The sequence below is a fragment of the Oleiphilus sp. HI0066 genome (assembly GCF_001635725.1).
Genome location: NZ_LWFH01001083.1, coordinates 1 through 1,972, shown reverse-complemented (window position 1 = coordinate 1,972; position 1,972 = coordinate 1). Strand labels below are relative to the sequence as shown.

3 protein-coding genes are annotated in these 1,972 nt (G+C 41.4%); all 3 read right to left on the bottom strand.

The window, feature by feature from the left end:
* Positions 1-179: 179 nt before the first annotated feature.
* The gene (locus A3738_RS13665; RefSeq protein WP_156493751.1) at positions 180-857 is read right to left on the bottom strand and encodes a VCBS domain-containing protein; all 678 of its coding nucleotides are present in this window, start codon (positions 855-857) and stop codon (positions 180-182) included.
* Between the two features lie 183 nt (positions 858-1,040).
* Entirely contained in the window at positions 1,041-1,754 is a 714-nt protein-coding gene (locus A3738_RS13660) for an OmpA family protein (protein ID WP_068473171.1), read from the bottom strand.
* A 24-nt stretch (positions 1,755-1,778) separates the two neighbouring features.
* Positions 1,779-1,972, bottom strand: a 194-nt coding sequence (locus A3738_RS13655; RefSeq protein ID WP_197473855.1) for a TolC family protein, incomplete at its 5' end; no start/stop codon positions are given.

Below are 1,972 nucleotides of genomic sequence, written 5' to 3'. Positions count from 1 at the left end.
TAATGGTTCGTCCGTTAATATTTTATTTTTATTCAAGGTTTACGGAATCGATGGCTAAACCGAGAGCTTTATTCCTGCTCAGAGTGGCGGCAGGTCCTCAAGCTAAAGCTTTAAACTGGAGGGAATGGCGAAGCAGACAGTTCATTTGCTTCGCATTTAGTAATTTGAGCGTATTGTTCTTAGTTGATTGTGAGCAACTCATCGATCATTGACATGATTTCGTTTTCAGCAACAACGTTCGTTTCAACTGATTTCTCGTGTTGTTCTAACATCTCAAGTTGTGTTTCGACGATCTCAGGAATGTCTTCAGAACCTTGAAGTTTTATATCGAAGGCAAAGTCGATATCTAAGTCACGCGTTTGAACACTGATGGTAAAAGCATCAGTTTGTCGTGCGCCTTCGCTAAGCTTGATGCCATCAAGAGTAGCTTCATCAAAGTGGTAGAACCATTCTCCTGTAGCAAACACAATCAGTGAGCCGAAACGGCCCTGATATTCTTGAGCTTGCATAGAAGTGCTTTGATTCAAGCGTTTAAATTGACCATAAGCACCGATGCCTTCGTCTGAAATCATCGTACCTTTGTATTCGTTGTTAAGAATTTCTAGATGTTTTAAAGCCTGAAGCGAGTTGCGTTTGTTCTCAGCAGAACTCTGGTTGATGAGTTGTTCCACGGAACGAGGTGTATCAGTATCAAGAGTGAAACGCTGACCGGCAGTATTTTTTAAGGTAATGCTCTGTTTCGATAGGCTTGAGACTAAGTCGTCCTTGGTTAAGCTGTCTTGCTCCCTAATTTCTACGCGACGTCCTGTCCAATCCATATAAAATACTGGACCTGTTACTTCCACTACTGAAAACACTGCAGCGACCTCTTCGCTATAATAATAATGTGATACGAAATTTACCTTAATGTAACGCTATGTTAACGAGATCTGATCGTTGTTACGTGAGGCAAAAGGCAAACAATTGTGATTTGGAGGTCTAAATAAGAAGGTGAAAGAGAAGGAAAAAGAGTCTGAAAAAGAGAGGAAGAGTAGGGAAGATTAGATGGCGTTAAATTGCTTTGTCGATGATTTGCTCGATGAACCAAGCTCAATAGTCCATATATCATATTGCTTCGCGATAACGCGTTCTTGTGTGATTAAGTGCGCGATCATTCGTCGATTTTGTTGTCGCCCCTCTTTTGATGCGTTCGAGGCAATGGGCTGATCCGCGCCAAACCCAGCGGTAAGTATTTTTTGGGAGTCGATCTGATATTGCTTGATGAGAACATTCGCAACAGCATCGGCTCGTTTTTTAGACAGTGTTAGATTGCTGGAGGGAGAGCCAGTGCTATCTGTATGCCCCTCTATGAGAAGCATGAATTTCTGATTTTGCTTGTAGGTTTTCGCAAGGTTTTCAATAACTGGGTAATACTCTTTCGAAATTTCGGCACTGTTACTCGCGAACTGAATACCCAAATCGATGCTTTGAATTTCATTGTAAGACTCAACACAACCTTCGTTATCAATCACGGCATTTGTGCTTTTCTTATCGCACTGATCTCTTTGATCGATGACACCATCGTCGTCTTGGTCATCTAGAGTCTTATGTTCTTTTAGAAAGGGCTCAACTTTGTAGGGTTCAGGAGCGGTTTCAGCATGTTTTGATGGTAAGCCTGAACCGAACTCTTGGTTGTCCTCAGTGTTTTCGGTACTGTGATGAGCGCATGCGATTAATGAGAAATAACAAATGAAGAGTAAGCATCGTGAGTACATTTTTTGATCCTCATTGATCGTTGGCTATGAATCTTCTTGAGCGAGAGAACCTTCAACATTTACGCGTAATGCGTCGAGAATATAACTCATACTCGCTATGACTCTATATTGTGTATAGATGTATTCGTAATCGGCAGCCAAGTACTGTTTTTTTGCTTCAAACACCTCATTTTGTGCATCAAGCAAATCGAGTAATGTTCGCCTACCTGCCTTAAATT